Genomic DNA, 24390 nt, shown 5'->3' on the forward strand with positions numbered 1-24390 from the left:
GAATTACACCCTATCAAAAATTGACGCTGGCAACACAGGCTCTACTTCTGTGAACCATTATTAATGGGGGGATTACCATAGAACGCACTTTTTTCTCTTTTTCTCTGTATGTGATGGTTGCTCGCAAGAGAGGACATATATAGTTAACGCGATGAAAAATTTTGGTGACATGAAAAATTCCAGGTTGGAGGAGGTCCGGGATTGTTTGTCCTCTTTGACCGATATGGCTGTTTTTATTTGGGACTTCAGGGCGGAAAGGTCGATTGTTCCGGTTCCGGAGGAGAGTATTCTCTATCACTTGATTCCTGGTGATCGTCATACGTCCGAATGCCAAAGAGAGTTTATAAAAGAGCTTGATCTCGCGGTGCAGACTGAGGAGATAGTTTTTTATAAATGTACCGACGATCTGAACTATTTCCTGATTCCTATCCGTATTTCGGAGGAGGTCAATTGGATCATTGTTGGGGGACAACAAGGGGATGGAAAGAAAGGTCTCACCGTTCAGGATGAGGGAAGAGAGAAGTGGGGGAGGCGATCTGAAAAGGCCCCCTTGGAAACGGAAGATCCCCTTTTTGAAGCGGCGCGAACCCTCCAGTCTGTTGGAACAACCCTATTGGAGAATATTTTCTATCGAAATCAATATCAATTGAAGCGCGCCCTCCTGACAACCCTCCTTAAGATCGGGAATCAGTTCAAGAAAGATGAGTCTTCTTTCGAGTTGAATATGTCCCTTCTGAGTAACACTCTGGGGATACTTTTCGGATTCAAGAGAGCTGTGGTGTTCTATAGAGAGCAATCGGATGGCCCCCATAAGGCCGTTGCGGTCTACGGTGAGAATAAAGAGGCGCTTTACCAGAGAGAGACGGCCTTAGATGTGTTGTATGATCAACATACGAATGGAAATCCCTATATTTTTTGTGACGAGATCCTGAATCTCTTGAAGTCGAATCTTCCGGAAGATGTAAGTTCCTGTTACCTTTTTCCGATATATGCGAAGGGGGTATCAAAGATAACGCTTACTGTTCTGGATACATCCTTGGACAAGGATGATGCCAAGATGATTTATTCTTTTTGTCGGCAGGCCGGTTCAGTCCATGAAAATGTAGAATTACAGAGTCATTTGACCCATCATAAAAAGATCGTTCAATCTTTTTCAAAATTCACAACAATAATCGAGTCTCCGCACTACCTTGAGACACTCCATGAGAACATTCTGGAACAGGTAACCGAATTGTTGTGTGCGGAGCAGGGCTCCTTGATGATTATCAATCCAGAAAACAAGGAACTTGTTATCAAGGCGATGACGGGGGTGAATAAAACACTTTTGGAGAGGTTAAGCATAAAACCGGGAGAGGGGATTGCAGGCCAGGTTTTCCAGGATGGAAATCCGCTTCTCGTCCAGGATCTTTCTGCTGACCCAAGAATCCGGCAGAATCCGAATCCACGTTATCGGACTTCTTCCTTCATGAGCGTGCCGCTGAAGCTGAGAAGCCAACCTTTTGGTGTGATTAATCTGACGGATAAAACAACAGGGAAGGTTTTCTCGGACGAAGACCTGCATCTCTTAATGGCGATCGGAGGCTACGTCTCTATCGCCCTGGAACGTTACCAGCTTTATGAGAAGACGAAAGAACTCAAGCGGATTTCGATTACCGATTCCCTTACGGGGCTCCTGAATCGACGTTATTTTCATGAGCGCTTATTGGAAGAGGTGGAGCGGACTCGACGGCACCAGCTTCCTGTCTCTCTGATCATGATGGATCTGGATGATTTTAAGTCGTTTAATGACAGATATGGCCACCAGGGTGGGGATGATATTCTTCGGTTTTTCACCCATGCCATTCGGAAATATATCCGGGCAATTGATGTTCCCTGCCGCTATGGGGGGGAAGAGTTCACCGTCATCCTGCCTCAGACCAGTAAGGAGGATGCCGGGATTATTGCCAATCGTCTTTGCAGGGGGATTGCTGAGAAGGAAACGCTTCAACGGAAGTTTTCGGCTTATGGCACTTTGGCGGTAAGTATTGGCTTGGCGACTTTTCCTGAGGATGCAAAAACACCGGAGGAGTTAATTCGCAATGCAGACCGTGCACTTTATCGGGCCAAAGTTCAGGGAAAAAATCAGGTCGTTGTATTCAACGGGAATCAATTTCCCTGATGACCCTCATTCCGAAGTTGGGGAATGAGATGCCGCTCATCTGCGATTAGGTTGGTTTACGCTTTCAGATCCTGATCCGTGATGCCGAGGAGGTACAGGATCGAGTCGAGTCTCTTCTGTGTGATGCTAAAATGAGCCGCTTCCCGAACACGCGGTTTGGCATTGAAGGCGATGCCAAGACCTGCCCGGGCAATCATCGGAAGGTCATTAGAGCCGTCTCCAATGGCCACCACCTGGTCGAGAGTTATTCCTTCTTTTTCCGCAATCTCTTCCATGAGCGTTTCTTTTTTCTTCCCATCTACGATCTCTCCAATGATCTTTCCGGTGAGCAGTCCGTTCTTGATCCCCAGTTGGTTAGAGTAGGCATAATCAAGTTGAAGAGCCTCTTTTACGCGAGAGGTAAAATAATCGAAGCCTCCGGAGATGACGGCGGTCCGGTACCCTGATCTCTTCAGAAAAGAGATGAGTGCTTTTGCCCCAAGGGTATAAGGCATTCGCCGATACACTTTGTTAAGTACCTTTACCGGAAGTCCTTTTAAGAGCCGCATTCGCTCCCGAAGGGATTTCTGAAAAGAGATCTCTCCATTCATCGCCCGGTACGTAATCGCAGCTACCTGTTTGCCAACACCGGCTTCTTTGGCCAGTTCGTCGATGATTTCGACCTGAATCAGGGTTGAGTCCATATCCATTACGACAAGCCGCTTCGCGCGACGAAAAGAGGTCTCATCCTGAACCGCAATATCGATTCCAAATTCGGCATTGAGGTGGAGGAGCTTTTTCCGCAGGCTGCGGGAGTTGATTGCCTTGCGCGCAGACACAGACATTTCAATGCACTCAAGTTGTTTACGCGCAATGGTGTTTATCTTCTGTATGTTGATTTTCTCCATTGAGAGGATTTCTGTTAATTTCGTGATGACGGGGAGACTGATTTGAGGTCCCAGGCAGGTCACAATATAATTCTGAAGGGGCCTCCTCTTGACTACTTCTTCTGCCCGAACGACTTTAAATTGAAGGGTGAGATCCATCTCATGCGCTTTAAGAAGGAGGTCACGCAAGAGATGGCTTGAATCCTTCTTCAATGTCGGGGAGATGGGTTCCCCTTCTTGTGCTGGGTGTCCAACTGATTTTTCAGAGAAGCCGCTGGACTCAACTAGGATGGAGAGAAAAAGAATAGAGTGGGTGACCACCTGTTCGATATCGAGCAACCTGACCCCTGATTCGGAAAGAATCTGAGTAAAGGCTGCCGTAATCCCGGGCTTATCGGGTCCGGACAGGGAGAGATGAATCGCATTTTTCTTAGGCATGAGGACCTTTCCTGGAAGGTTGATCATAGATTATGAGCAGTTGAATTGGAGGTGGGGCCTGCTAGGCGGGCTCTCCCCTGAAGTTAAGGGAATTATTCTGGACAGATCTTTCTTGAGAGCGTCCAAACATTTCTTCCCAGATGATGTCGGCACTTCCTTCAAAGATGATGTCGGCTCCGGTGCGTACAACCCGCCAGTCTCCTCGTACGATCTCGGCTTGAAGTTGACCCGGCCCCCAACCGGCGTAACCGGAGAAGACTCGAAACCGTCGATCTAAAATCGTTGACATGGGCAGATCAGCCATGAGACGCATTTCTCGACTGACATAGGTATTGTTGAGGACGGGGATCATACCCGCGGGTGGGGTTTTGGTTTGAAAGAGCAGCGTGAGGGTTTTGGGAAGGACCGGCCCTCCTTTGAATACCCGATCTGATGGGGTGAGATGTTCTTTTATAGCAGGGAACTGCTCTGACAAAGATGCAGACGTTGGTCGATTGATAATCAGCCCGGTCGATCCGTCTTCTTCATTGTGAATCAAAAGAACAACCGTTCGGCTAAAGTTTGGGTCGATGATTCTGGGGTCCGCGACGATGAAAACCCCCCGAAGAAGATTGGTGTTGAAAGTTCTTATGATTTTTAAATCTGGTCTTGAGTCAAGGGAAAGGGAGGACGGACCAGACGCGACCGCTCTGGACTTTTCACCGGACAGGATGAGGGCAAGAAGGATCAACGAAGCGGGGAGGATCGCAATGAAAAGTTTCATCCTGATCTGTGGTCCGCCCGCATTGCTCATATCTTCAGGTCCAGGGTCTTTCCCGGCTAACTAAAGGGTCCGGGATTTTGGAAGCATCTTCGCATCTATTTTCCCGAGTGCGGTCAGGGAAAGAGCTTCTGAATCAAACAAGGTTCCACTGAGTTGCCGGACCTGTTCCAGAGACACTTTATTAATCTCACGGATAATATCACGAAAGGTGAAGGATCGACCGAAATAGAGCTCGTCTTTTGCGAGTTTGCTCATTCGACTGCTCGTACTTTCCATGCTGAGCATGAGGTTCCCTTTGATATGGTTCTTTGATCTTTCTAACTCAAGGGCTTCTACCCCTTTTTTCTTAAGCTTTTTTAGTTCTTTTATGATCCGGTCGATGACTCTGGGTGCGTTCTGTACACTGGCTCCGGCATAAATAGTAAGGAGCCCGCCGTCCTGGTAGGAGGAGGGATAGGAGTAAATTGTGTAGGCCCATCCCCGTCGTTCTCTAACCTCTTGAAAGAGGCGTGAACTGACTCCGCCCCCAAGGATATTATTCATGACGTAAAGGGCGTAGCGGTCGGGATGTCCCTGTTTAAGCCCGGGTGTGCCGATACAAATGTGAACCTGCTCAAGTTTCCGTTTTTTCACCTGGAAGTGGGGTGTGATCTTTGGGGGCTGCCTTGGCTGGAGAGCGGTCTTTTTTGGGTTATATTCTCCGAAGGATTCTTCAAGGAGGGTCATCAATGATGTCGGATCAAAACGGCCCGCAACCGCGATGACGATTTCACGAGGGTCATACGTACGCTTTAAGAAACGGAGTATCTTTTTCCGGTTAATACTTGAAACCGTTTTCACCGTGCCTAGGATCGGTCTCGACAAAGGGTTTCCCTTCCAAATGTCCTTGATGTAGAGGTCATGGACATAATCCTCCGGATCGTCTTCAACCATTTTGATCTCTTCAATGACGACCTGTTTTTCTCTTTCGATCTCACGCGGATCAAATTTTGAAGAATGGAAATTGTCTGAGAGTAGATCAATGGCTTGTGGGAGATGTTCGTCAAGCACCTTGGCATAAAAAGTGGTCGATTCACGCGAAGTAAAGGCATTTAATTCCCCGCCAATGGCATCAATTTCCCGCGCAATATCTCTGGCCGACCGCTTCTTTGTCCCCTTGAAGAACATATGTTCGAGAAAATGGGACATCCCATGTTCTTCCGGTTCTTCATCACGGGAACCAACATTGACCCATAGACCGATCGAAACCGATTTTACGGAGGTCATTTTCTCTGCGACAACGCGGATGCCATTGCTTAAAATCTTTTTATAAACCATATCTGACCTCTACCATGAAACTTGATTTTCTTGTCAGCTTTTTTCTTGTTTCTCGTCTGACCCTGTTGGCCGGGGAAGGGCTTCTTTCCGCGAGAGGCGGATCTTTCCCTGCCTGTCGACTTCCAGAACCTTTACCTTAATTTCTTCCCCTTCCTTTACCTCGTCCGTCACATTTTTAACCCGATGGTGTGCCAGTTGGGAGATGTGGACAAGTCCGTCAGTGCCACGCCGAATCTCCACAATGGCACCAAAATCCATAATACGGGTGACCTTCCCGACATAAATCCGACCGACCTCAACCTCTTCGACAATGGAGTTGACGATATCCATCGCCTCTTTCGCGGCCGTTTCATCGGTAGAGGCGATATGGATCAGGCCGTCATCGTCAATATTTATTTTTACGCCGGTCTTCTCGATGATTCCCCGAATGACCTTTCCTCCCGGTCCGATGACCTCTCTGACCTTGTCGGGTCTGACCTTCATTGTAACAATTCTCGGCGCGTACTGCGACATGTCCGCACGGGGCTCCGCAAGGGCTTCCAGCATCCGGTCCAGGATATAGAGTCTGCCTTGTCTTGCCTGCTCAAGGGCCTGCTTCATGATATCGGTTGTAATACCGCTTATTTTGATATCCATCTGGAGGGCGGTAATCCCGTCTGCGGTTCCTGTGACTTTAAAGTCCATATCGCCCAGGTGGTCTTCGAGGCCGAGGATATCGGAGAGGATCTCGTATTGTGATTCTTCCTTAATGAGACCCATCGCGATGCCTGCAACCGGTTTCAGAATCGGGACCCCTGCATCCATGAGGGCGAGGGTTCCGCCGCAGACCGTGGCCATGGAGGAGGACCCGTTTGATTCAAGGATATCGGAGACGATTCGGATGGTGTAGGGAAAGGCCTCTTTACTTGGAAGTGCCGGCTTGAGCGCCCGTTCCGCCAGGTTGCCATGACCGATTTCCCGCCGTCCAGGACCCCTCATCGGTCGGGCCTCACCCACGGAGAAGGGGGGGAAGTTATAGTGGAGCATAAAGGATTTCTTAAATTCTCCTTCAAGCGAGTCGATCCGTTGTTCATCATCGGCGGTGCCGAGCGTCACGACGGCGAGACTTTGTGTTTCTCCACGCGTGAACAGGGCCGATCCATGGGTGCGTGGTAGAACGCCGGCTTCACAGGTGATGGTACGAATATCACTCGGTCCGCGGCCGTCGGCTCTGACTTTTTTGTCGAGGACCATTCTCCGAATCCCTTCCCGTTCCATCTCGTGGAAGATCGTCTTGACTTCCTTGATACGGTCTACTTCTGCGGGATCAATCTCTTCAACCTTTTTTTGAATAATCTGGGACAGACGTTCCTGTCGCTCAGCCTTATTTGGGATCGCTACGGCTTCCCTGACTGTTTCCGTGAGTTCCTGCCGCATTTGCTGATTGAGATCCTCATCCCGTTCTACAGGGGTGGGGGTTCTTTTTTCTTTTCCGACTTTTTCCTGGAGTGCCTCCTGAAGAGATATGATCTCTTTAACCACCTGATGGCCGAATTCGATTGCCTCCAGAATAATATCTTCTGAAAGCTCTTTTGCGGCACTCTCGACCATCATGACCGCTTCAGTTGTTCCGACGACGACAAGGTTCAGATCACTGTTCTCGAGGGCCTCTAAAGAGGGGTTAATGACAAATTTGTCCTCGATTCGACCGACGCGCACGGCACCGACGGGTCCCTGAAAGGGGATATCTGAAATTGTTACCGCCGTAGAAGCCCCCAGGATGCCGAGGATATCCGTCGTTCCTTCCCGGTCACTGGATACGACTGAGGCGATGATCTGGGTCTCAAAGCGCCAGTTCTTCGGGAATAGCGGCCGTAGGGGCCGATCAATGAGTCGGCATGTCAGGATTTCTTTTTCACCCAGGCGCCCTTCCCGTTTGAAGAATCCTCCGGGTATTTTCCCTCCGGCATAAGCCTTCTCCTGGTATTCAACCGTCAGGGGAAGGAAATCAATATTTTTCTTTTCCACCTTTGATGCGACTGCGGTCACAATGACAACGCTTTCTCCGTATTGGACCCACACCGCGCCACCGGCTTGTCGGGCAACACGCCCTGATTCCAAAATTAACTTTTTTCCACCAATTTCAGCTTCTACACGATGAATCATTTCAACTCCTTCTATAAAAACAGGTTGTGATATTCACAGAACTACAATAAAAAACCAATAAGAATATCACCCAATTGTCTTCCCACGGGAGCGTCAGGACAGGCCAAGACCAGAGGGCCTGGAACAGAGGCGGCTTGTTGGTTTGTTATTGTATTTCTGTGTCACCTGTATGATTGTGGTTGTTATTTCCTTAGGCCAAGTTTTTTAATAATCTTCTGGTAACGTGCGACCTCTGTTGTTTTAAGGTAGTCCAGCAGCTTTCTTCTTCTGCTGACCATCTGGATCAGCCCTCGCCTGGAATGATGATCTTTCTTGTGTGTTTTAAAATGCTCTGTCAGATAGACGATCCGGCTTGTTAAAAGGGCGATTTGTACCTCCGGAGACCCGGTATCTTTTTCATGTAAGCTGTTGTCGTTGATAATGGTTTGTTTCATTTCTTTTACGATACTCATCTGAATGTTCCTCCTTGTCGTCGCATTTCTGAAATGGACCCTTGCCGTGATTCTTGTTAAGGAAGCCGGCTTTCGAGACGGGCCTCAAGATCAGAAAGGACCTTCCTTATTTTAAATATTTTTATCAATTTTCCGTCTGGTGATTCAAGGTCATCTGAATCGTGGAGGGCAAATCCCAGGGCCAGGAGTTTTCCCTGCTGATCCAGAAAACGAAGTGCCTCTCCTTCCTTGAAAAGGTCGTAACTGGAAATACCTTCAGTACCGATTTGAACGCCATGTCTCAACCGGGCCAAATGGCTCTCTTTGACCGTGAGGGAAGGGAGGTCTTTCAGAACGTCATTCAATGAATAAAGTGTTGTCTCCAAAGCGCCTTTTGCGTTGAGTTCGTAGAGATCATCCATTTCAATAGAATCACACAGGTGAAAGTTCCCGGAGCGGGTGCGCCTTAGGGATAGCAGGTGTCCGCCCACGCCAAGCTTTTCCCCGATGTCGGCACAAAGTGTTCTGATGTAGGTCCCTTTAGAGCAGCTTACACTGAAAGAGATGTCGTTTCCCTGTCTGGCATGTAGTTGCAATCCGAGAATAGAGACCTCGCGTGCCTTCCTTTCGATGACTTTTCCAGCGCGTGCGGCCTTGTAAAGCGGCTCGCCATTGACCTTGATCGCGGAGTACATCGGGGGGATTTGCCCGTAGGGTCCGACAAAGGATCGGAACGCGTCCGGAATTGACCTGAAACTTCCTTCAAAGTTGATCGTGTCTGCGTCACTATAGTGGACGGGTTCTGAACGGAGGACCTTTCCCGTTGCGTCCTGGGTGTCCGTCTCTTGTCCCAGGTGTAAAACGGCGTCATATTCCTTTTCTGAATCGATTAAGAACTCAATAATTTTTGTCCCTTTGCCCAGACAAACCGGCAAGACCCCTGTGGCTTGAGGGTCAAGCGTTCCCGTGTGGCCAACCTTCTGTATTTTCAGAAGCCTCCGGATTTTTGCGACAACGTCATGCGAGGTCCAGCCCGCTGGCTTATTGATGTTGAGGACACCCTCTACTGACACTCTTCCTCCTTGGACGCGTCCTGATTATTCTCGGTATCTTTTATCTTTTCCAGCAATCCAAGGACATGGTTGACCTGTAATGTTGAGGTATCGTTTAGGAAAGTGAGGTCGGGGGTCCGTCGGAGCGGTAAGCGGATGGCCAACTCCTTCCTGAAAAAACCAGCAGCTTTTCTCAGGCCGGATAAGGCTTCTTTTTTTTTCTGGTCCTGCGGGATCGTTACGAAGACCCGTGCATGCTGTAAATCACTTGTAACATCGACAGACATGACCGTGACCCGTCCAATCCGGGGATCACTCACCTTTTTTACAAGAATATCGGCAATCTCCATTTTGATTTGATCTGCAATGCGATCGGTTCTTTTATAGCCGGACACAGTGAAAAAAACTCCTGCTGAAGGAATGGGTGGCGCAAAGCCAAATCCAGACAGGCTGAATTGCTGAAAAATCTCATACAAATTCAATCTGGGTGTGAATCACCTCTATCTCAGGATAACTTGAAATGAAGTTGATGACCTTGTCCAAAACCTCATTCACAAAACGTTGATCATTTGCGATGGTTGTCACCCCCAGTACCGCTTTCTGCCATTTGTCCTGCGCGTCAACCTCTGCGATCGAAATATTAAAACGATTTTTGATCCTATTTTTTATCCCGAGCAATACCTTCCGTTTTTCTTTTAAAGAATGTATGTGTGGAATGTATAGCTCTATGACACAAATCCCGACGATCATTTCTCTCCCCGTGTTTTCTGTTGTTACCGGGAAGACTCACTCAGCCATTGTAATGCCTTAAAGCTTTGCAGGAATCTTATCGAAGGTATAAACCTCTATGATATCGTCTACTTCGATATCGTTGAAGTTTTCGATTGCAATACCGCATTCATACCCGGTTTGAACCTCTTTGACATCATCTTTAAACCGGCGGAGAGACAGGATCTTTCCGTCAAAAATAACCGTACTGTCACGGATGACTCTCGCACCTGCGCTGTCTCTTGACACGGTTCCTTCCTTGACGTATCCACCCGCGATTGTCCCTTGTTTTGAGATCGTAAAGACCTGACGGACTTCGATCTGTCCCAGTATTCTTTCTTCAAGGGTCGGCTCGAGTAAGCCCTCCATGGCGCGTCTGATGTCGTCCGTCACTTCGTAAATGATGGTGTAGAACCGGACGTCTACCTTTTCTTTTCTGGCCAAATCCTGTGCTTTTGATTCTGGGCGAATGTTAAAGCCGATAACAATTGCGTTTGAAGCGGCAGCGAGGAGAACATCCGACTCATTGATTCCTCCAACGCCCCGATGAATAACTTGAAGCCTTACAGCATCCGTTGCCAGCTTTTCCAGGGATTGCTTGAGTGCTTCTGCCGAACCCTGAACATCTGTTTTGATGATCAACTTTAATTCTTTGACAACACCGCCCTTGAGTTCTTCATAGAGATCGTCCAGAGTGGTGCGGCGTATCTTTGAAAGTTCAATCGTCCGTTGTCTATGTGCGCGGTCGTTTGCAACCTCTTTGGCCGTTCGCTCTTCGGAAACGACGACAAAGGTATCTCCGGCCTGAGGGACTCCATCAAGACCGATGACTTCGACGGGCGTTGAGGGACCGGCTTCAGTGACTTTTTCCCCGGTATCGCTGATCAGGGCGCGGACCTTGCCACGCTGGGTTCCTGTAACAAAGATACCACCGATCTTGAGTGTTCCTTCCTGTACCAGTACCGTTGCAACGGGTCCGCGGCCTTTATCGATTTTTGCCTCTATGATGGTCCCGACAGGGGGCTTTTTGGGGTTTGCTTTTAATTCCAAAACTTCCGATTGAAGCAGGACCATCTCCAGGAGATGGTCAAGACCGGTTTTCTCCTTCGCCGAGACATCGACGAAGATGGTTTTCCCTCCCCATTCTTCAGGAATAAGGTCATATTCAGAAAGGGCATTCTTTACGTGATCGGGTTTGGCATCCGGCAGGTCGATCTTATTTGTTGCGACAATAATGGGAACATTCGCGGCCTTCGCGTGGTTAATCGCTTCAACGGTTTGAGGCATTACCCCATCATCTGCGGCAACCACCAGAATAACGATATCGGTGATCTTGGCGCCGCGGGAACGCATTGCCGTAAAGGCTTCGTGGCCGGGTGTATCGAGGAAGGTGACCTGTTTCTTGTTCACCGTAACGGTGTAGGCGCCAATATGCTGGGTAATCCCGCCGTGTTCTCCCTCTGTGACCTTGGTTTGACGAATTGCATCCAGCAGGGAGGTCTTTCCATGATCGACATGTCCCATAATCGTGATGACCGGAGGACGGTGGCGCAACTCAGATGGGTCATAGGAGATATTCTGTCCCAGGATTTCTTCTTCGGTTTTTTCCGAGACAAGTTCGGCTTTGATCTCTAATGATTCCGCGATGAGCGCGGCCTCATCAAGCCCGATCGGCTGGTTGACAGTGGACATCTTTCCTAGTTCCATTAATTTTGCGATGATGAGAGAGGCTTTTTGCCCGGTGAGTTCAGAAAACTCTTTGACGGTCAGACCTTCATAGATTTTGATATCTTTTTTTCGTGGTTTAGAGGCATCGACGACCGCGCCTCCTCCTCTCCGGGAGGCCCTTCGTTCGTCTTTTCGGTGAATGGGTTTAAAGTCCTGCCATTTTGTTGCCTTAGGGGAGCCTGCTGCGGGACTCTGTCCAGGGCCAGCCCATGCCCCCTTTTTCTTGCGCTTGGGGTTTTCTTTTGCTTTATCGAATAAGCCCCCTTTTTCCTCTTTTTGTCCCGGCCGCTTTCCTTTTTTCTTTTCCTTGTCCGGTTGCTTTTCCGTCGTACCCTTTTCGATTCCAGTAGGAGCTTTCTGCTGGATAACGGGAGGCGAGATGGAAGCCGTCTTGGGTTGTTCAGATAAGGTTGGTTTTTTCTCTTCTGTTTTTACTTCGGCGATTTCCGGAGACAGAGCAATGTCGGGGCTTGGTGCCGGCGGCTCCGGCAGGATTTCCGTAGGTGCATCAGAGGTAGGCGTAACAGAGATGGCTTCGGGCACCTCAGAGACGGCATCGATAACAGGCGAGGGTGCATCTTGCGGGACAACCTTCTTTTTTATAAGAACACGTGTTTTCTTTGGGGGAGGAGGGGGTTCTACCACTTTAGCGGCTTTGGCCTTTTTTGTTTTTCTGGTGGTTTTTTTCTGGGCCGGTTTGCCCCCCTTTCCCTGCTTATCCAGGATGGCCTTGACATCCTGGTCTGTGAGGGCACTCATGTGGTTGCTTACCTTGATCCCCTTTTTCTTAAGAGAAGCCAATAAGGCTTTGGAGGTAGTATCCAGTTGTTTTGCAAGTTCAAAAACTCTCATTTCCGGGCTGTCCCTATGGAGTCTCCTTTCTTTTTTTTTCCATGGCGATATGCCCTTTTGCCCCTTCGATAATCTTTGCGGCCGTTTTCATCCCAATCATGGGCAGTTCGCACAGCGTCGCTGGCTCTGCCTCCGCTAATTTCTCAATACTGTCCAGGCCATGTTCCATGAGGGCATCTGCGACCTTCCCGCCGACGCCCGGGATGTCAAGTAAGGTGGATTCCCTGTTTTCATTCTTTTGTCTTTGATCTTCCAGGACTTGGGCGTCTTCCTGAAGTTTCTGCTCATGTGAAATGGCTGCTGAAATTTCCTGGTCCCGTTCCTTGGCGCGCTCCTTCTCATATTCGCCTTGGTTAATAATATCTATTTTCCAGCCGGTCAACTTTGATGCCAGGCGGACATTCTGCCCCTTCTTCCCGATGGCCAGAGAGAGCTGTTGCTCTGATACGACCACCATGGCCGATTTCTCTGCCTCGTTAATCCCGACCTTTTCAATGACTGCGGGACTCAGGGCCTCTCCGATGAAGGTTCTGGGATCATCGGTCCAGGTAATAATATCGATCTTTTCCCCTTTTAACTCGCGGACAATGGATTGGACCCGGGAACCGCGGACGCCGACACAGGCACCGACCGGGTCTACGGAGGAATCTTTTGAGCGAACGGCAATTTTTGTCCGGTCGCCTGGTTCTCGAACGATCCCCTTAATTTCAACAACACCTTCCGAAATTTCCGGGACTTCCATCTCAAATAGTCTGTGAATAAAACCGATATTTGTTCTTGACAGGATAATTTGCGGTCCCCTTGATGAAGATTTTACTTCAAGGAGATAGGCTCGGATACGATCGCCACGGCGATATCCTTCCCTTGAGACCTGTTCTGAGTAGGGGAGGTAGGCTTCTGTTTTTCCGAGTTCGACGATATAATTCCGCCGTTCCTGCCCCAGAATCATTCCGCTGATCAGTTCTCCTTCACGACCTGAATATTCTCGATGTACCGATTCCCATTCTGCCTCACGAACCTTTTGAAAGATGACCTGTTTTGCCGTCTGCGCTGCAATTCTCCCAAAATCTGACATTTCCAGAAGAGAACCGATCTCGTCTCCGACATCTGCGGTATCATCGACCGATCTGGCTTCTTCCAAAGAAATCTCGTTGGTTGGGTTGGTCACTTCTTCCACGATGGTCTTCAGGGAAATAATTTCGATTTCTCCAGTCTCATTGTCCATTTGAACCTGTATGTTTTCATCTACCCCGTATCGCTTTTTCGCGGCAGTCAAGATAGCAGACTCAACGGCTTGAATGATCTTTTGAGTGTCTATTCTTTTTTCTCTTCCGATCTGATCAATAACAGAAAGGAGTTCGCTGTTCATTTCCTCATGCCTCCGTTGCTTCCCACAATAACCGGCCTTATCAGGTGTCTATTTCGAGACAGGCCTGGGCGATCTGGTCATACGGGATCTGTTGTTCTCCGCCCTGATCTAATTGAAGGAAGGCTTTGTCCCCTTTAAACCCGGACAATCTGCCTACAAAAACTTTCTGCTCCCCTATAGGGATGAATGTTTTTAACTTCACTCTTTTTCCGATAACCCGGACGAAGTGTTCCCGCTTCTTTAAAGGCCTGTTCAGACCGGGGGAAGAAACCTCCAGTGTATATCTCTGTGTTATAATCTCTTCCAGATCCAGCGCTCTGGAGAGGTGCCGGCTTGCTTTTGCACAGTCATCCAGGGTAACGCCACCTTCTTTATCAATAGTAATACGAAGCAGGCCACCTCTTTGAAGGCCGCCAAATTCAATATCGTAAAGTTCTACACCTAACGAATGAAAGAGAGGTTCGGCAATTGTTTTTATCTTATCCGTCAGGAAGGTATCTTCCATTTGGCAGACCCGCCCACTGGGTGTATAAAGTGGAGAACCGGTTCCAGTCTGTAACTTGTATTATGTACGAACATGTATGAATGCATACCCCTGAAAATAAAAAAGCGGGCAAAAAAGCCCACCCGACCAAGGTGACGAACATCTGCTGATTTTATATCATAAATAAACAAGAGTATGCAAGGGGAAACCGAAGGCACAAAATCTGTGTTGGGATTCCGGCAAGGTGAAAGGCGTTGACTCGTGGAGACAATTCAGCTAAAACCCAGGTAACGGTTTAGCACACAGATTTTTACTCCATGGCGGCGTCTTTGTGGTCTTTAAATCCTCGCGCATTGCCCCGAAAACCTCGGCATGCTGAGTTTTTACAAACCCGGGTCAGTGATCTTGATGATGAATAGCCCTGATTAAAATAAACGAAAGGAAATTTCTGTGACACGGATTTCGATTGAACTGGTTCCACGTTCCTCTGAATCTCTGGCGGGAGATCTCAAAATTCTCAGTGAGGGCTTTAAGTCGGTACAAATGGTGAATATTCCGGACATTCTCAGATACGAACTAAGGAGCTGGGAGGCGTGTCGCCAGGCAAAGTCTACTGTCCCTTGTGCCATACCGCATTTAAGAGCGATGGATTTTGATTCGGATGCCCTTGACCCACTTAAGGAGCTTCTCTCTTCCGGTGACTTAGAGGAGGTTCTTGTTGTTCAGGGCGACCCTCCTCAAGATCTTGGTCACCGGGTTTTCCCAACAAAAAGTGTCGATCTGATCCGTGCGATCAAGTCCTTAAGCCCTCAAGTAAAAGTTTACGCTGCGATAGATCCGTACCGGAGTAGTTTTCGCCAGGAAATGGCGTACATCGAGGCAAAGGTTGATGCCGGGGCGGATGGCTTCTTTACGCAGCCCTTCTTCGATCAGGGCTTAATGGAGGTATGGGCTGATCTTTTGGGAGGGGCGGAGGTTTTCTGGGGAATCTCTCCCGTGACCTCAGAACGGGCGCAGCGATATTGGGAGACAAAGAACAACGCGATCTTTCCTGAGTCCTTTAAGTCGACGCTTGAATGGAATCGCCAGTTTGCAAAGGAAGCTCTTGCTTGGGCAAAATCTCGTAACACGAACATCTATTTTATGCCGATCCGGCTTGACCTTATCCGGTATCTGGGCGGCATTCTCTGAACATCCAGGTGCAGGTGTATTTCCAGTTTTCTCTCACAGACTCCCAAGGTGGAGCGTTTCGGTTGATGATGACTCGGAGACTTTTTTTGAATACCTGATTCTGTTTTTATTGTCTTGACCTGTCCTGTTTTTTTCTGCTATTTTTCAATGTAATATTCGTCGTATGTAACCTCATCTGGATGTAGACCTTAATGAAGAAGCCTAGTCTTTTCCTTTTTTTTATAGTGATTCTAACGATTTCTCAGAGTCAGGCTTCTGAATTGATTCCAGTTCCGAAGCTTCACCGACAAGCTCTGCGGGTTTATGCACCCGGTGAGCGATTAGTTTATGATGTGCGATACATGGGAATTCGCGCGGGGACGGCCGTCCTTGAGGTTCTGGATAGTACGAAATTGAATGGACGGGATGTTTACCATATACTCTCCACGGTCCGATCCAACGACTTTATCTCATTCTTCTATCCGGTTGATAATCGGATAGAATCCTTTATTGATACCGAAAAACTTTATTCTCATTTCATAAAAATAAAGCAACGCCAGGGTAAACGCCGAAGAGAGAAGGTGATCGGTTTTAATCAAGTCCACCATCGGGCAGTCCAGATCAGAAATAACCGGAGTAGCATTTTTGAAATCCCTCCAAACGTGCAGGACTCTTTAAGTTCGCTCTACTTTTTCAGGACGCTTCCCCCAGTAGAGGTCGGGACTTCTACGTTTATCCCTGTTCATGAGAGTCGGAAAAACTGGGAGTTGGAAATTCAAGTTTTGAATAAGGAGCGGGTAAAGACCAAAGTTGGCGTATTCGATACGATTAAGGTCAAGGCTGTGGTTCGGTATGAAGGTCTCTTGATGGATAAAGGGGACGTTTACATCTGGTTCACAGACGATGAGAAGCGAATTCCGGTCAAGATAAAGTCGAAGATAAAGATCGGATCCATTTCAATCTCTCTTATCTCGTTGACGGGACAAAATAGTGTCCTGGTTTCTAATCAAATCGAACACCTATCGTGAGTGCAAATCCTGCCCTTTCAGGGCGGGGCTCTTCTGGATGTCATCAATCTGTTATCCTCTACGGGTTCATCCTGATTCCCGATTTTCTCTTGAACACGCACAGTGAGTGCAACCCTTGCCTCGCTGGGCGGGTTCTTCAAATCTGGGGATTTTCATTTAGGTTGTAATGAGGTGTTTCGGCTGTGACGTTGATATGTTCCATCTGTGATAAAGCCATTGCCTGGAAGGGGAACCCGTTTCGCCCCTTTTGTTCAGAACATTGCAAGCTCATCGACCTGGGGAATTGGGCGACCGGGTCGTATCGGATGCCTGCGGTCGAGGATGAGGACGGGGAAGAGGTTTTGGATAAATCAGGGGGATCCCCCGGTCAAACCGACCTTTTGTGACGTTTTGTCGTGAGATGGATTACAGGCTCCGGTCTTCACTTTTTTCTTGAAAGCGGTATCCGAATAACGTAGATTGCGTCTAGATATATGGGGGATAGTTTGAGGAAGATTTGGTTGGAATTAGATGTTGCCGGAACATTGAGTGATGCTGCCTGGGTCGGCTTGGATCAACCCAAAGGCTACATCGACGGCGGAATTTTCAATCCAAAAAAGGTGAACTGTGAGCATCACCAGAAAGAGCCTCACACGGAGGGTGAATGGCGCGAGGTATGGGTTCACATCGAAGATCTCCATTTCGACTCCGCGGTTCATTTCTACAAGGAAAAACTGCGGATCCTCGCCGTTGAGGTAGAAGACTAAGGGTCTGTTCCTAAGGAGCCTGTCGGACTTAGGATGAATCTACTGCAAAAAAGCCATTGTGGCCCATTTCCCAAATCATTTTCGTTAAATATGCCAGATATTCGCCTCAAATGATCAAAAAAATGGACTCAAAAGGGCTTTCTTTCGCTACGATTACCTAAGTCCGACAGGCTCCTTAGGTTTTATAAAATAATATTCTCTGTAAAATTTCATCTCTTCGATCGATTCGTAGATGTCATCCAATGCCAGATGCTTTCCCTTTTTCATCGGCGCCTTGGGGCCGGTGGGATACCACCTCTGAACCACTTCCTTGACCGAACTCACATCGATGTTTCGATAATGAAGATAGTCGAAGAGACCCACCATATACCTTTCTAGGAAGCGCCTGTCATGACCGATCGAATTTCCGCAGAGGGGTGATTTCTTTTCAGGGCAATACTGTTGAATGAAATCGAGGGTCTGTTCTTCCGCCTCGTTCATCGAGATGGTCGATTCTTCGATACGTTTAAAAAGTCCTGATTTTGTATGGGTGTCCCGACTCCACTTTTCCATCCCGAGCAGGGTCGTTGGGTTATGATGGATCGCGACGACGGGGCCTTCCGCAAGGATGTTGAGTTGGCTGTCTGTGATCACGGTTGCGATCTCAACGATGGTGCAACGATTCGGATCGAGTCCCGTCATTTCAAGGTCAAGCCAGACCAGGTTTTTTTCACTCTGTTGGTGCGACACGCTGCCTCCTGTTTGTAAACGATCAAAAAGAGATTAACCCGAGATCTGAAATCGGGTTCAGAATTTACTGATTTCGGAAGCGACGATAATGGCTTCTGAGATTTCCCGCATCGTCTTGCGTGTATTCATGCTCTGCTGCCGGATGAGTCGGAAGGCCTCTTCTTCAGATATTTTCCCCTGCTTCATGAGGAGTCCTTTTGCCCGCTCAACGGCTTTCCTCATTCCGAGGGCTTCCTGCATTGCAGTGGATTGTTCTGAAAGTGTCGTATTTTCAATGGCGACAGCCGACTGGTTTGCAACTGTTTGCAAAAGATCAATTTCTTCTTTGGAAAAGGAATGTTCCGTTGATGTATAGATGTTGATGACTCCCACCGCTTTCTTTTTGATCATCATGGGAACAGAAAGCATAGAGCAAAACCCCTCTTTCTTTGCCAGTTCAGAAAAGGAATAGATGGGGTCCCGGGTGACGTCAAGAACGGCCAGTGATTTCCGACTTTTCAGAACGCGTCCGGAGATGCTCTCTCCGACGGCGACGTTTGCCTTGCGACGGTATTCCTCGCTTAGACTTTGCGTGGCAATGATTTTCAAGGCTTTCTTTTTTTCATCAAGAATCATGATCGAACAAATCTTTGAGTTCATCATTCCCGCCGTCATGGTGACGATGAGGTTCAGGATTTCCTCAATATAGCGGTCTGATGTGATTGTACGGCTTACACGGGAGAGGGTTTCAAGCTGCATTGCTTTTTTCTTCATCTCCTGGTAAAGGCGGGCGTTATCAATTGCGCTTCCAACCTGATGGCCGATCGTGGTCAAGAGGGCGATTTCCCCTTCCGAGTGCTCATGGGACTCCTTATACTGTATGTTGAGTACCCCGATGACATCCCCTTTTCGATTCACCGGCACGGACAAAAAGGCCTGGTAACGATCCTCGGGAAGACGATGGAAAAATTTAAATCGTGGGTCATCCTCGGCATCTCTGGAAATAGCGACCAATCTTCTCTCTTTTGCCACCCATCCGGTAATCCCTTCTCCGATTTCCAGACGAATTCGTCCGATCAACTTCGGGTGCGGATTCTTGGAGGCCCGAAGGATCAATTCGTCACGCGCGTCATTTAACAGGTAGATCAGGGTGGCGTCGGCATGGGTTAACTCAAAGACCATTTCAACAATTTCTTTAAGGACCTGATTCAGGTCAAGATTGGAGCTAATCGACTCGGTAATCCGCTGGAGGACTTCAAGTTCCTTTGTTTTTTCTGACAAGGTGCTTCCCAAGGGGGTATTTTTCCTTTTTTGCAGTGTTTCCCTTGCCTTAAGCGGCATGAGACGTCACCCTTTTTTATCGATCTCGGTTCAGGGACGCTTATTTTTAAGTCGTCCCATCCTTGGCCTTCCAAGTCATTCCTGTATTGGAGGGTGAATATATCACAGTTTTTTGATAGACATCAAGGAGCCCTCAGGTCCGAGATTGTATCGTGGGATCATCTCTCACGCGGCTTGAAGCACTTCGCGAGTATAATTCACGTCCCTTTTGGGTTTTAAAAAATGAGGCAGTGGTTCAGTCGAGAGGGAAAAAGAGTTTGACACTGCTTCAAAATAGCATAGAATAGCAGAATGGTTCGCTGCGCACTTTCTCTGTCGGTAATCTTGGTTTTGTCTCTAATGGGGTGCGTGAATACAGAGCCCCCGCCGAATCCCTTCCGTACGCCGATTTCTTATCCGGTCGGTAAGAGTCCATCCCACCTTCTTGCCACAGACCTCAACCAGGATGGTGTTTTGGATCTGGCGACGGCCAATACCGGAGATGGGACGGTGACTATCCTCTTTGGAAGGAATGATGGGACTTTTCCAAACATCAGAACCCTGAAAGTCGGGAGACTCCCTCGATGGGTGGGTTCCGGCGACTTCAATGAAGACAATAAGATTGATCTGGCGGTGATCAACAAGGATGAGGATACGATTTCTATCTTTTTGAATCAGGGAGGGGTTTTTTTTATAAAAGGGGCTTCTTATAATGCCGGGCGTATCCCGAATGCGGCGACGATCAATGACTTTAATCTGGATGGGCATCTCGATTTGGCAATCGTCTCCCGGGCCGATCGCTTTGTCATCCTGTTGGGGAAGGGGAATGGCCGGTTTACAAAAGGGATGGTTGGAGACCCCGGCGCAATTCCCACGGGTATTATTTCCGGCGACTTTAACAATGATTCCTTAATTGACCTGGCGATTGCCAACACCGGTTCATACAGCAATGATTTTGTTCTTTTTCTTGGAAAAGGGGACGGAACCTTTAGTGAAAGTGGGCGTTACAAGACCGGAATGAGTCCGATTGGACTCATTTCCGCAGACTTCAACGGGGATAAACGGCCCGATATTGTGGTACTCAACGGATTGGGCGACTCCCTTACGCTTTTCCTTCATAAGGAAGGGGATGGATTTACAAAGCTCCGAGACTTTGCGGCGGAAGGGGCTCCACTTTCAGCCGCGGCGGCTGATTTTAATCGGGATGGTGTTCTTGATCTAGCGGTGGCCAACAACCGCAGCCATAACATTTCCTTCCTATCCGCGAAAGGCGGCGGGTTTTTTCACCATCCACCCAGAAACTTATTAGCAGGAAAGTCCCCTTTTGCCCTCTTGACTGAAGATTTCAATCAGGATGGCAATCCGGATCTGGCCGTGGTCAATCAGGACGACCATAACGTTACGATCTTCCTGGGGAAATTGGATATCGAAAGGCAGTCAAATAAAAACTGATTATTAATGCTTCACTTGTTCTCGTTGCTTGCTTCCTTCATTTTCTTCCGGACATAGATCTTTAAGACGCTCCCGTCCTCTATTAAATCAAGAAATTCGTTCCCACTATCCTGGCACCAGACCGGCATGTCCTTTTTAATGCCCTCATCGTCCGAAAGGATTTCGAGGACTTGATTCTGGGCCATTTTTTTCATCTTTTTTGAAGTGAGGATGACGGGAATGGGACAAAAAAGCCCAAGGGTATCCAGCGTATAGTCTGCGGTAATCATAGGAACCTCTGAATTATGTCTGGGTTGAGTTTTTCAGGAGATGAAATATTTCGATTCAAGACGTGAATCGCAGAGAATAGTCTGCTATTTTCAAGATTTGGAACGCAGAAGCGGGACATTTTTGCCCTAAAAAAACAATTCATGACTTATTCAGAGGTTCCCATAGAGCCATTTTCTCTATTTTTATTGTGTAGATCGGGGAGACCCGGCGCATTTCTTCAACGCATTTGGGGAAGACTGAAAGAACAGCATGGATGTCATCATCGGAGGTCTGCGTCCCTAGGCTGAAGAGGATACCTCCTTGTGCCACATTTCCAGGGTATCCGATTGCCGTCAGGACCGGGGAGATTTTCAAGGCATCTGCGCTGCACGATGATCCGCTTGCTGCAATGATGCCTTTTTTTTCAAGAACCCGAACAAGGGCCTCGCCATCGACATATTCCACTGCAAAACTCGCGATATTCGGGAGCCTGTTAAGCCGGTCTCCGGTGACATGAAGTAGCGGAACCCGGCTGAGAAGTCCATCGATCAAGCGGTCACGTAGGCTGAGAAGGCGGGTGGCTTCAGAGGGAATTTTGGTTTTTACCTCTCTCGCCGCGACACCCATGCCGACGATGCCGGCGACATTTTCTGTTCCGGCCCGCCTTCCCCCTTCCTGGATCCCGCCTTCCACGAGAGGAGAGAGTCGGGTTCCGCGCCTCACATAGAGTGCGCCGACTCCTTTGGGTCCATAAAACTGCTGGCTGGAAAATCCGGCGAGGTCAGGGCCCAATTCGTCGACATCAAAAGGGATGACGCCGATGGTGGCGACGGCATCGGTATGGAAGAGGACTCCGGCCTCTTGCGTAATATGAGCGATCTCTTGAATCTCTTGAATGGTACCGATCTCATTGTTTGCATGCATGATTGAAACAAGAAGGGTCTCTTCACGGATGGCAGCGGCGACATCTTCCGGGCGAATACGGCCTGTTTTATCGACGGGGATCCATGTAATCTCAAGCCCTTCGCGTTCTAGATGCTTTAATGGGTGCGCGACGGAAAAATGCTCGATAAGAGAGGTGATGATATGACGTCCTTTTTTCTGGCCTGCGGCAAGGACCCCTTTTATCGCGAGATTGTTTGCCTCGCTTCCAGAGGCGGTGAAGATAATCTCCTGCGCCTCACAACGAATGAGTGTAGCAACCGCTTCTCTGGCATGTTCGACGGCTTCCCGGGGGATCTTTCCCTGTCCATGACGGCTCTGGGGGTTTCCGAAGATCCCCGTCAGGTAAGGAAGCATTGCTTCCCGCGCTTCAGGCAATAGAGGCGTTGCTGCGATATGGTCAAGGTAGATGGTCTTCATCTTGGGGGGAACCACCGATTCGCTTCGGGAAAATATTGATAGCGATTATTTGGACTTCTTCTCAGGAAGACTTCTGGCCGAGCCGGAGGACAAAGAAACTGAATATCACCCATTTTGATGGGTCAAAATTATACCATTTAGGGCCATTGCGGTAGTCTCTTGGGAAATTATGGTGATAATTGTGATACCCCTCCCCGAAGGTGAGAAGGGAAATCCACCAGTTATCCCGGCTGCTGTTCGCGTCTCCGTAGGGTTGTGTCCCCCAGATATGACAAATAGAATTAATAAAAAAGGTTGAGTTGAGGACGAGAAAGACCCTGAAGACACCCGCGAGAAGAAAAGCGGAAAAGGCTCCGATCCACCCGCGATGGAGAAAACCGATCACAAATGGAAGTACAAGTCCGGAGGCAAGAACCGCCAAATAATTCCGATCTTGCCACATGATCCACTTGTCCTTTCTGAGGGCGGTTTTATATTTTTCTCTTCCCCCGGGGTTCTCATTTTTTATGAAGATCCACCCGACATGACTGTGCCAGAATCCCTTTTTCGCGTTGTAGGGGTCTTCATCGGTATCCGTCTTTGCGTGGTGCCTTATATGGTCGGAGCACCACTTCAACGCGGAGTTTTCCAGCGCCCATCCTCCCGCGATGAGAAGCGCAATCTTAACCGGCGCCACACAGGTAAAGCTTCGGTGTGAGAGCAGACGGTGGTATCCGACCGTAATACCCAGACCGGAGACCAAGTACAAGACGCCGAAGAGTATCCAGTCGAGTGAGGAGTAGCCGTAAAAATAGCCAAAAAGGGGAGTGGCAATGAGTGCGAAAATGGCAACCAGAGAAAAAATGGTGATGGTCATATAGTCCAACTTCACTTTATCTTTATTAAGACGAGTGCTTTTGGCGGAGACATTTTGATGGATAGTTACTTGGTTCATAGATCACCCCTAAGTGCTGAGTACCCTGTTGCTTTTCTGTTATGGATTGTTGTCGGATATTTGATAACATAAAACCTAGCCAGTTTAACAGATCCAAGGTGATAAATCAACGGGCGAACATTGACATCTCCCAAAATCTAAGATAAGATCCCTTACTTGTTTATTAATGGAAATGCGGGAATAGCTCAGTGGTAGAGCATCGCCTTGCCAAGGCGAGGGTCGCGGGTTCAAATCCCGTTTCCCGCTCCAATCTTTTCAATGGTTTAGGGGATTATGTCACCTTGGAGATGTGTCCCGTCTTGATAGGATTGTGATAGATTTCCCAGAAGACATCAAACTCCATTTCCGCTCTTCCGCTTCCTTCAATAGATGACTGTGATATGATCCCCCCCCCTGCATTCAGAAGTAGACCCCCTGTCCATATGATTTTAAAGTGGAGTATAGATTCTCTATTTGTCCTGTAATCCTTATGCAGCATAAGAAAGTTCTTTAGAAATACATTGGTGAATGCAGAATAAATATAACCCTTGCTCTTTTAAGGCGGGTGTCCTCGTTTCGATCCAGAGGCGGATCACCGGCATTTTTAAGGAGTTATGAAGCACCCCCTCACTCGAGCGGCCGCTGACGAGTGATAAAATTGTGATAGATTTTACCCGGAAATCTTCTTTCCCGACTCGTCAGTGTCCATATGACCCAGTAATGCAATGCCGTCCCTAATACTCTTCGGTGAGTGGTGGGAGTCCCGTTGCGTCATCGCGGGTGTTTTAGCCTAACCCTCACTTTCGGATAGGGAGTATCAAGCCTGGCGTTACCTGTTCTTAAGCAAATCTTTCCATCCTACGGCATTAAGTGTTTCTTCAAAATAATTTCTCTATGGGTAAATGGGTAAATGGGTAAAAGTTTTCTATTTTATGGAAGTTAATTACCATATTTTCCCATTGTTTTTACTCTTCAAGATCTCTCTGTTGGAGTCTGGAGTTATTGTCAAATCTGGTGTATGAGATCTTCATTAAGCGGCGACCTGATCTGATTTATTGATCTCAATCCCAT

General features: G+C 48.2%; 22 protein-coding genes and 1 tRNA gene. 7 read left to right on the top strand and 16 right to left on the bottom strand.

Annotated elements, in window-relative coordinates:
* Positions 1–151: 151 nt before the first annotated feature.
* Positions 152–2158 (top strand): sensor domain-containing diguanylate cyclase, encoded by a 2007-nt coding sequence (locus EYQ01_05475; protein HIE65250.1) that lies wholly within the window; start codon positions 152–154, stop codon positions 2156–2158.
* 56 nt (positions 2159–2214) lie between these two features.
* On the opposite strand, the gene serB is transcribed toward EYQ01_05475, so the two are convergent.
* The 11 genes from serB to EYQ01_05530 all read right to left on the bottom strand — a co-directional run bounded on the left by serB (position 2215) and on the right by EYQ01_05530 (position 14392).
* A complete protein-coding gene (serB, locus tag EYQ01_05480; GenBank protein HIE65251.1) occupies positions 2215–3462 on the bottom strand; it encodes a phosphoserine phosphatase SerB in 1248 nt (415 codons plus the stop codon).
* Between the two features lie 61 nt (positions 3463–3523).
* Positions 3524–4255, bottom strand: coding sequence for a YqgE/AlgH family protein (locus tag EYQ01_05485; GenBank protein HIE65252.1), 732 nt, complete (start codon positions 4253–4255; stop codon positions 3524–3526).
* Between the two features lie 30 nt (positions 4256–4285).
* Positions 4286–5542 carry an insulinase family protein gene (locus tag EYQ01_05490; GenBank protein ID HIE65253.1) on the bottom strand — a complete coding sequence of 419 codons (1257 nt, stop codon included), beginning with the start codon at positions 5540–5542 and terminating at the stop codon, positions 4286–4288.
* Positions 5543–5575: 33 nt separating this feature from the next.
* Positions 5576–7687, bottom strand: a complete 2112-nt coding sequence (gene pnp, locus EYQ01_05495; protein HIE65254.1) for a polyribonucleotide nucleotidyltransferase — start codon at positions 7685–7687, stop codon at positions 5576–5578.
* Between the two features lie 182 nt (positions 7688–7869).
* On the bottom strand, positions 7870–8139 hold the full coding sequence (rpsO, locus tag EYQ01_05500; GenBank protein HIE65255.1) for a 30S ribosomal protein S15: 270 nt from the start codon (positions 8137–8139) through the stop codon (positions 7870–7872).
* Positions 8140–8195: 56 nt separating this feature from the next.
* Entirely contained in the window at positions 8196–9191 is a 996-nt protein-coding gene (gene truB / locus EYQ01_05505; GenBank protein ID HIE65256.1) for a tRNA pseudouridine(55) synthase TruB, read from the bottom strand.
* A complete protein-coding gene (rbfA, locus tag EYQ01_05510) occupies positions 9182–9565 on the bottom strand; it encodes a 30S ribosome-binding factor RbfA (GenBank protein ID HIE65257.1) in 384 nt (127 codons plus the stop codon). Before rbfA ends, truB begins: the two co-directional genes overlap by 10 nt.
* A 73-nt stretch (positions 9566–9638) precedes the next feature.
* Complete coding sequence (locus tag EYQ01_05515; GenBank protein ID HIE65258.1) at positions 9639–9920, bottom strand: DUF503 domain-containing protein; 282 nt, start codon at positions 9918–9920, stop codon at positions 9639–9641.
* A 57-nt stretch (positions 9921–9977) separates the two neighbouring features.
* Positions 9978–12518 (bottom strand): translation initiation factor IF-2, encoded by a 2541-nt coding sequence (infB, locus tag EYQ01_05520; GenBank protein ID HIE65259.1) that lies wholly within the window; start codon positions 12516–12518, stop codon positions 9978–9980.
* A 13-nt stretch (positions 12519–12531) separates the two neighbouring features.
* Positions 12532–13887 (bottom strand): transcription termination/antitermination protein NusA, encoded by a 1356-nt coding sequence (nusA, locus tag EYQ01_05525; protein ID HIE65260.1) that lies wholly within the window; start codon positions 13885–13887, stop codon positions 12532–12534.
* A gap of 40 nt (positions 13888–13927) precedes the next feature.
* Positions 13928–14392, bottom strand: a complete 465-nt coding sequence (locus tag EYQ01_05530; GenBank protein ID HIE65261.1) for a ribosome maturation factor RimP — start codon at positions 14390–14392, stop codon at positions 13928–13930.
* A gap of 429 nt (positions 14393–14821) precedes the next feature.
* On the opposite strand from EYQ01_05530, the gene EYQ01_05535 reads away from it, so the two are divergent.
* The 4 genes from EYQ01_05535 (at position 14822) to EYQ01_05550 (ending at position 17315) form a co-directional block, all read left to right on the top strand.
* Positions 14822–15562, top strand: a complete 741-nt coding sequence (locus EYQ01_05535) for a methylenetetrahydrofolate reductase (protein ID HIE65262.1) — start codon at positions 14822–14824, stop codon at positions 15560–15562.
* Positions 15563–15753: 191 nt separating this feature from the next.
* Positions 15754–16569 (top strand): DUF3108 domain-containing protein, encoded by an 816-nt coding sequence (locus EYQ01_05540; GenBank protein HIE65263.1) that lies wholly within the window; start codon positions 15754–15756, stop codon positions 16567–16569.
* A 182-nt stretch (positions 16570–16751) separates the two neighbouring features.
* Positions 16752–16955: a DNA gyrase inhibitor YacG gene (yacG, locus tag EYQ01_05545; GenBank protein HIE65264.1), complete on the top strand. Its 204-nt coding sequence runs from the start codon at positions 16752–16754 to the stop codon at positions 16953–16955.
* A gap of 114 nt (positions 16956–17069) precedes the next feature.
* A complete protein-coding gene (locus EYQ01_05550) occupies positions 17070–17315 on the top strand; it encodes a hypothetical protein (GenBank protein HIE65265.1) in 246 nt (81 codons plus the stop codon).
* Between the two features lie 153 nt (positions 17316–17468).
* Here the strand turns inward: EYQ01_05550 and EYQ01_05555 are convergent, their stop codons facing one another.
* Entirely contained in the window at positions 17469–17996 is a 528-nt protein-coding gene (locus EYQ01_05555) for an oligoribonuclease (GenBank protein ID HIE65266.1), read from the bottom strand.
* 105 nt (positions 17997–18101) lie between these two features.
* Entirely contained in the window at positions 18102–19364 is a 1263-nt protein-coding gene (locus tag EYQ01_05560; GenBank protein ID HIE65267.1) for a GAF domain-containing protein, read from the bottom strand.
* A gap of 291 nt (positions 19365–19655) precedes the next feature.
* Between EYQ01_05560 and EYQ01_05565 the strand changes: the two genes are divergently transcribed.
* Complete coding sequence (locus EYQ01_05565) at positions 19656–20795, top strand: VCBS repeat-containing protein (GenBank protein ID HIE65268.1); 1140 nt, start codon at positions 19656–19658, stop codon at positions 20793–20795.
* A gap of 11 nt (positions 20796–20806) precedes the next feature.
* On the opposite strand, the gene EYQ01_05570 is transcribed toward EYQ01_05565, so the two are convergent.
* From EYQ01_05570 to EYQ01_05580, 3 genes are all read right to left on the bottom strand, one after another.
* Positions 20807–21064 carry a sulfurtransferase TusA family protein gene (locus EYQ01_05570; GenBank protein ID HIE65269.1) on the bottom strand — a complete coding sequence of 86 codons (258 nt, stop codon included), beginning with the start codon at positions 21062–21064 and terminating at the stop codon, positions 20807–20809.
* Between the two features lie 139 nt (positions 21065–21203).
* On the bottom strand, positions 21204–22406 hold the full coding sequence (locus EYQ01_05575; protein HIE65270.1) for a cysteine desulfurase: 1203 nt from the start codon (positions 22404–22406) through the stop codon (positions 21204–21206).
* Positions 22407–22467: 61 nt separating this feature from the next.
* Entirely contained in the window at positions 22468–23262 is a 795-nt protein-coding gene (locus tag EYQ01_05580) for an acyl-CoA desaturase (protein ID HIE65271.1), read from the bottom strand.
* 252 nt (positions 23263–23514) lie between these two features.
* Between EYQ01_05580 and EYQ01_05585 the strand changes: the two genes are divergently transcribed.
* Positions 23515–23589: transfer RNA gene (locus EYQ01_05585), tRNA-Gly, on the top strand.
* Positions 23590–24390: the final 801 nt, after the last annotated feature.

Source organism: Candidatus Manganitrophaceae bacterium (genome assembly GCA_012960925.1).
Taxonomy (GTDB): domain Bacteria; phylum Nitrospirota; class Nitrospiria; order SBBL01; family JAADHI01; genus DUAG01.